The sequence below is a fragment of the Atribacteraceae bacterium genome (assembly GCA_035477455.1).
GTDB lineage: Bacteria > Atribacterota > Atribacteria > Atribacterales > Atribacteraceae > DATIKP01.
The window spans coordinates 1-7,185 of sequence record DATIKP010000088.1 but is presented as its reverse complement, the minus strand read 5'-3'; the positions used below and the strand labels follow the sequence as shown (position 1 = coordinate 7,185).

The 7,185-nt window shown below is 54.9% G+C and carries 6 protein-coding genes; 5 read left to right on the top strand and 1 reads right to left on the bottom strand.

Features of this window, described 5'->3' with window-relative positions:
• Positions 1-359: 359 nt before the first annotated feature.
• Positions 360-1,622 carry a serpin family protein gene (locus VLH40_05500; protein HSV31463.1) on the bottom strand — a complete coding sequence of 421 codons (1,263 nt, stop codon included), beginning with the start codon at positions 1,620-1,622 and terminating at the stop codon, positions 360-362.
• Between the two features lie 267 nt (positions 1,623-1,889).
• Between VLH40_05500 and VLH40_05495 the strand changes: the two genes are divergently transcribed.
• The 5 genes from VLH40_05495 to VLH40_05475 form a co-directional block, all read left to right on the top strand.
• Positions 1,890-2,735, top strand: coding sequence for a GntR family transcriptional regulator (locus tag VLH40_05495; GenBank protein ID HSV31462.1), 846 nt, complete (start codon positions 1,890-1,892; stop codon positions 2,733-2,735).
• Positions 2,736-2,977: 242 nt separating this feature from the next.
• Positions 2,978-4,303, top strand: coding sequence for a sugar ABC transporter substrate-binding protein (locus tag VLH40_05490; protein ID HSV31461.1), 1,326 nt, complete (start codon positions 2,978-2,980; stop codon positions 4,301-4,303).
• A gap of 104 nt (positions 4,304-4,407) precedes the next feature.
• Positions 4,408-5,283 (top strand): sugar ABC transporter permease, encoded by an 876-nt coding sequence (locus tag VLH40_05485; GenBank protein HSV31460.1) that lies wholly within the window; start codon positions 4,408-4,410, stop codon positions 5,281-5,283.
• A 22-nt stretch (positions 5,284-5,305) separates the two neighbouring features.
• Positions 5,306-6,154 (top strand): carbohydrate ABC transporter permease, encoded by an 849-nt coding sequence (locus VLH40_05480; GenBank protein ID HSV31459.1) that lies wholly within the window; start codon positions 5,306-5,308, stop codon positions 6,152-6,154.
• Between the two features lie 18 nt (positions 6,155-6,172).
• Positions 6,173-7,185, top strand: a 1,013-nt coding sequence (locus tag VLH40_05475; GenBank protein HSV31458.1) for a hypothetical protein, incomplete at its 3' end; no start/stop codon positions are given.

The following is a 7,185-nucleotide window of genomic DNA, read 5'->3' as shown; positions in this document are numbered from 1 at the left end:
CAAATAAGGATTTTGCTGCAAAAACTCATTTCAGCGAGGCCCCGTTGCCATCAGCCCCGCCTCATCTGGCATTTTCTCGCACGCATCAGACCACGTCTGGTTACAGTGATGCTGAAAAGGCCGTCCTTGGCCTATTTACTTCGAAAATGCGGTGATTTCGGCGGCTGATTTATGCAACTCAGGCCCGGGCTTCCTTCGTTCTTTTGCAGCAGAATTACTTATTGCAGTAGAATCCTGCTTTGAATTTGAATAAAGTATACCCTCCATCCCGCGGTAAAGGGGGATCTTGATCGCGCGCTCAGGGGCTGGACAAAAACTCCGGTTCTTCGGCGCTTGATCAATAACTCTCAGAGGTTGGGTTAGTTTTGGGCCGGTTTTTGAATAGTACCCATAAAGAGGATCACCCCGCTGGCCTCATCTACTATGGCGCACAGGAACGGCCGGTTCACGAGCATGGTGATCTCATCCAGAGGAGCCGAGGTCACCCCCACCTCAACAGAGGTCACCGCCGCCGCCTCAGTCCCCTCCTCGCCGACCGCAAGGTAGGCTTTGTGAGCGACCCGGCTGATATACGCATTGGGAGGCGGTTCGACAATTCCCGAGAAATCAGCCCGGTCAGGGTCGAAGGCCACCTCCATGCCCATTTTTTTCAGGGCTTCATTGAGATCATCCGAGAACTCAACGCTGAAACGGGGCAGGGTGAGGGTCACTTCCGTTTCCTCGAGTTGATCGAGCCAGGTCCTCCACCCTTCGGTGGTGATATGTCGAATTACTTCGTCCAGGCTCGAACCCACCAGGTCCGGGAGAAAAATGAGCATGCTCACGTTTTCGTCACCGTAGGGGAGGCGGATGATTTGGATATCGGCGATTTCCAGGTAGTCGAACCGTGAGCGGAGCTGCATCATGGGTAGTTTTACCTGACCCCCGCCGGACGGATAGAAGACTCCCTCCCGGGTCAGGTTGGGGTCAAACTGCCTGGTCCAGGTACCCTGGAAATGAATGGCGTTGATGAGAAACAAGACGATGTCCGGATTGATGGAGTCGACGATGGAGAGGATTTTCCCGCCTGTAGCGTTAGTGATCCACTCGTTGATCCGGGCCGGGGCCGCCGGATCGAGAAAGTCGAGTTCACTGACCTGGGCCTGGTAGAATTCCTGGGCATTTTGGAGAAACCCTGGTATGATTGGAAAATTTTCCCGGACCCATAGGGAGTTGGCGATGGTCATTTGCACCCGGGGATCCGGGTTTTCCAAAACGGTCAGCAGGTTGGAAAGCCCGCGGGTGATTTCTTCTTGTGGCAAGGCGCTCGCATGGAGGGTGTCAATCATGGCCTGCCGTGTTCCCGTTCCGGCACCGTCTGCGGCCATCATCAGCGCGAAGTAGACACTGATGGGGGAAAAGAAGACGTTTTCGCCCCGCTCGTCATTGGAGAGTTGAGACAGGAGTCGGAAGGCGAAGGCGTTGGCCCCGAGGATGAGCCGATGGTCGGTGCGTTGGGTGGGGGGCTGGGCGGTCAGGTGCTGTCCGTCGATACAGCCGCCCAAAACGGCGACCAGCGTCAGAAACAGGACCGTGTGTATGAGATAGACGGTCAACCGGACTGTGTTTTGGCGGTGTTTCATTGTGTACCTTCCTCCAAATTCTGAGCGTTTTCTCTTCCCCTGTGTATACGATAAACGGGGGAAATAGTTTTGAGGCGCTTTAGTTCGGGCAGATGATTGGACTTGCTGAAGCTCTGCATTTGACTTCACGACGGTTTCCGGGTAACATGCCCATGGAGACCGTGTTCCTCCGGTATGTACCGGTAGAGAGAAAGCAGTGTGCGCCACCACCGGTCCTCCGGGGCAACCCGGGGTTCGTAGAAGCATGAGACCAGGAGTTGAGAACGCGTGCAGGTCATTGAAAAATCTTCTTCGGTTCCTATTCATGTCCAATTGCGGAAAATCCTCCTGGAGATGGTGGAAGGCGGGAAGATCAGGGCCGGGGAACGGCTTTTCTCGGAAGCGGAACTCTGCCGTAAGTTTGCGATCAGCCGGATGACCGTCCGTAAGGTGATCGACGACCTGGCCAAGGAGGGATACCTCTACCGGGTTCCCGGCAAGGGCACCTTCGTCTCCCGGCCGAAAATCGTGGAAAAGCTGGCCTATCTGGTGACCTTCACCGAAGATATGTTTTCCCGGGGGATGAAGCCCGGCTGTTATATCTACGAGCGGGAAGTGGAAGAGCCTTGTGCTAAAATCTCCGAGATCCTCAACCTGGGGCGGGACGAAAAGATCATCCGCCTCAAGCGGCTCCTGTTCGCCGATCAGGAGCCGATCTGTATCCAGGAGGTCTTTTTGCCCCTCAAGCTCTTCCACCAGTTCCTGAAGGTGACCAACCGGGAGATCGAAAATCAGGATCTTTGTGAGATTCTCAACGCCTTCATCGCGCGTCCGGTGGCCTGGGCCAGACAAACTCTCTCCGCGGTCGCCCTCTCTCGCGAGGAAGAGGAAGCGCTCAACGTGCCGTCCGGTTTCCCGGGGCTTTTGTGCGAAAGGGTGACCTATGACGAGACGGATCTACCCATCGAATACGTGACCTTCCTTTACCGTTCCGATCGCTACACCTTCATGATCGACCTCGTGAAACCGAACCTGAACCGGATCACCCCCGGGATCACCAGCCGGGAAAAAGGCTTTTTCAATGGCCAAGCCAGTCTGGGTTCGCCGCTCGGATCCCCGAGTAAAACCACCTGAAACAAAAGAAGTCACCTGACTGGGCTTGACACCCATCATTACTTCTTGTAACCTGTCTATACAGGATAAGCAGGCTCAGGGGTAGGGAGAAACGGGTAGTAAACGGTAAAAGAGGAAGCGGAATTCCAGGTGACACCGGGAGGTGATGAAGCAGAATTTAGAATTCAGTAGTTAGAAGTTTGAAGATTGGAGAAGGAATAAAGTATGCCCTTCTACCATCCATTTATAGGGGGAGGTTGATCATGAAGAAAATCAGTGTCTGGTTGGTTGGCGTTACGGTGTTGTTGCTGATGAGTGTTGGTCTGGTTCAGGCGCAGGAACCCGTCGAAATCACTTTCTGGCATCACGAGGCTCCGGCGCACCGGGTGGCGGCCTTTCAAAGGGTGATTGATCTGTTTGAAGCCGAGAATCCCGGCGTACAGGTCACTCAGGAAGTGGTGATGTGGGGGGACGCCTGGATCAAGACCCTTTCGGCGATCGAGGCCGGGACGTTGCCCGATTTTCAGTTCTCGATTCCCGATTTGATGATGACCGTCTACCGGGCCGGAGTGGTGGAACCGATCACCGACCTGGTCAAAGAAATCGATGAAGCCTATCAACTGTTCCCCGCCCAGCGGGATATGTACTACCACGACGGTGAGTACTGGGGACTGCCGATCTTCACCATGGTTATGCTGTGGACCTACCGGCCGAGTTTTCTCGAGGAATTTGTAGGCACCACCGAGCCTCCGCGGACCTGGGAGGAGGCCCTCGATTATGCTCGGAAAATCACCGAAGTCTCCGGTGAGGAAGTTTATGGTATCGGTATCGGCGGGGCGAAGAACCTGATGACCACCGAGCAGGCTTATATCTTCTTGAATACCGTTGGGGCGAGATTTTTCGATGAACAGGGGAACGTGATTTTCAACAGCCCCCAAACCATCGAAGCGATCGAGCTCTACAAAGACTTTTTCGAATTCAACCCCCCCGGCGCGGAAGCCTGGTCCTGGGGTGAAATCGAGTTGAACATCGCAGCTGGCACTTTGGCCATGTCTCCCTATTTTCCCAGTGTCCAGAAACGATTTCACGAGGAATTCGATTCCGACGATTACGCCGCCGCGCACATCCCGTTTTATAACGGCCGCCGCGGCACCATCACCTATCCCAACGAAGTCCATATTTATAAGTCGACCTTTGAACACCCCGAGCGTGTGGCAGCGGTCAAGGATTTTATCCGGTTCATGATGCGTCCGGAAATCAATGCCATACTCACCGCCGTTCAGGAGCCCGGCGGGTTCTTCCCGACGACCGTGGCGGCGTCACAGGCGGATGATTACTGGAACGACCCGATTGTTTCCCGCTTTGAGAACATTCACCGGGTGGCCTTCGAAGCCCTCGCCGATTACGCGAACCTGTATGGGTTCGAATACGGAAGATGGGTCAATCTGGGCATTGGAGACATCACCGGCGCGGACATCCTGGCTGACGTCGTGCACCGGGTGGTGACCGGCGCAATGACCGTGGAAGAGGCGGTGGCCTGGGGACATGCGGAGATGGAAAAATTCTCCGAACCCGTTCCGCTTCAATAGTAATTGGCTCCCCCGGCGTCCGAATCGCCGGGGGAGCTCAACTGGAGGATAGTATAAACGATGACGCGTCAACTTGTTGACATAGCCACCATCGCTCAAACGACATGAACCGAATTCGTGCGCAGGCCTGGCGGGAACACTTGTTTTTGCTCCCCGTCCTTTCTTTCGTCCTCTTGATTTTTGCCTATCCCTATATTCGAACGTTTCTTTTGGCTTTTTACAATGTTTCTTTCGGAGCGCGGGAATCCTATTTCGTCGGATTGGGAAATTTTCAAGCCCTGCTCCGGGACCTGGATTTCTGGAGCGCCATTGGCCGGAGTTTTACCTGGGCGGCGGGGAACCTGTTGGTTCAGATGACCGTCCCGATAGGGATTGCGCTCCTGCTTAACCGTAGGATGCGGGGTATTCATCTGGCTCGGGCCCTGGTGATGCTTCCCTGGATCGTTCCCTCGGCGGCGATTGCCGTGTGCCTGCGCTGGATGCTCCTTCCCCGCATCGGAATGATTAACCAGATTTTGCTCAATACCGGTTTGATGGACCGGGAAATGCATTTTCTGGGGAGTTCCGCGACAGCCATGCCCACCCTCATCCTGATCAACTCCTGGAAATTCCTCCCCTTTGGGACCCTCCTGATACTTTCTGCTCTCCAATCCATACCAGAGAGCGTTTTCGAGTCAGCCGCCGTAGATGGAGCCCGGGGGTTTCAAATGTTTCGCTACATCACCTTTCCCCTGCTTGGGTCGATGATCTGGTTTGTGGGATTCGTCGCTTTTGCCTGGAATTTCAATATCTTCGATCTCATCTGGCTGACCACTCAGGGGGGGCCGGGATCGGCTACCGAAACCCTGCCGGTCCTCATCTATCGCACGGCCTTTCGCACTTTTCGGCTGGGGGAGGCCTCGGCCATGGCTGTGTTTGTCGCGATTCTTCTTTTGATCGTCGGCATCGTCTACTTCCGGGTTTTGACCCCGAAAAAATGAATGGAAATCGAGGTTTACATCAGTGAACAGTCTTACGGCAAAACGAGTGAATAACCTGATTGCCCTCATGGTAATTATTGTTGTTCTGTTGCTTCTGATCTGGCCGTTTTTCTATATCTTTGTTTCTTCGTTCAAGCCTTTGCGAGAAATCATGGCCCGGGCCGTGTTTTTCCCGGTGGAGGCAACCTGGGGCAATTATGAGACGCTCCTGTTCGCCCGGACCCCGGTGCGGGATTTCCCCCGCTTTCTTCTGAATAGCTTACTTGTTTCCCTGGCTACTACCGCCTTATCCCTTACGGTAGCCTCGATCAGCGGTTATGGAATCGCCCGGGGAAAACGGCTGAAGAGCGGATTATTGTCTAGACTCCTGCTCTTGTTTTACGTGTTTCCCACTATCGTTTTGTTGATACCCATTCACGGAATGTTCACCTCCGTAGGACTATATGACAATCTATGGAGTCTGGTGATCGTCTACACCGCCATGATTGCTCCATTCTGTACCTGGTTGCTGGTTTCTTTTTTTGAAAACATTCCCAAGGACCTGGAGGAATCGGCCAGTCTGGAAGGGGCGAGCCTTTTCCGGATCTTTATCCGGATTATATTGCCCCTGGCTGCGCCAGGCCTGGTCGCGGCCGGCGCCTATGCCTTCATTACCTCCTGGGGAGAGTATCTGTTTGCCCTGCTCCTGATCGGTTCCAGTCTCAAAAGAACCGCTCCCTTGGGTCTGGCCACCTTCACCGCGGAGCAATACATCGAGTGGGGACCGTTACTGGCCGGTTCGATACTGATCATGGTCCCGGTATTCTTGCTTTTTTTACCGGTATCGGGATACTTTATCAAGGGATTTACCGCTGGAGCGGTGAAAGAATAAAGGACAGGAGGGATTACCTTGGCCTGGAAAAATCAAATATTAACCCTGGTTATGGCCATCCTCTTGGTCCTGGCGACCACCGGAGCCGTCGGGGCGGCGGTCGCTACCCGGGTGTTGACCGATGTCTACGTCCTCCCGGTGGCCGAACTACAGACCACCAAAACCGTCCCGGACATCATCGAAATCGAGAACGACCTGATCCTGGTCCGCCTTTTACCCAACCGGGGTCGGATCGTGTCCGATTATGTCATGAAAGCGCCGGAACTGCCGGTGTATTACCGCCAGTACCGGCCGGACCCCATGGTGCTTCCGGGGGCTCTGCACAGCGTCGAGTTTGGGGGCTATTATCTTTCGGTACCTTGGAATACCCGGGACCGCCAGCCCTTCGATCTCGAATATAAGATCGTGAAGGACACCCCGGAGGTGGCCGAGGTGCTTCTCTACGGGCGGGATATGTTCACCAAGACCCTGACTGAAGCCCTGGTTCGGGTTGTCGAAGGATCGAGCGTGGTGGAGATCGCGGTGACGATTACCAACACCTCTACCCGCCGGGAAGCGGTCTTTGACCTCTCCGACTACGCGGTGTTTTACCCCGTCGGGGAAGATACCCGCCTTCTGCTGCCGGTGAGCGGGCTGTCGGTGCTGGAAAGCCTGGAGGGATGGTTGGGTGAACCGGGAACTAGGTTAGCCTGGCCGGAGGGATGGTCGGAATGGAGGGCTCTGGAACGATTTGTTTCGCTGCGTTCCACCGAAGCGCCGCTTGTCCCGGCTGTGGGCATGCTCTATCCCGATCGCTCTTTAGCTTTCATCCAGACCTGGGAACCGGCCGATCTATTTCAGACCGTCGGATTCTGGACTTGGGGAAACGACTATGCCTATCACCCCGGGGCTGACGCCTATTTCGTGGTTTCGGGACTGACTGAAGGAGTGACTCTCGCACCGGAAGAGAGCCTCTCTTTTACTGTCCGAATGAGCGCTCTGTCCGGAGTGGAAGGGGACGCGTCCCTGGATGAGCTAATTCAACTGGCTTT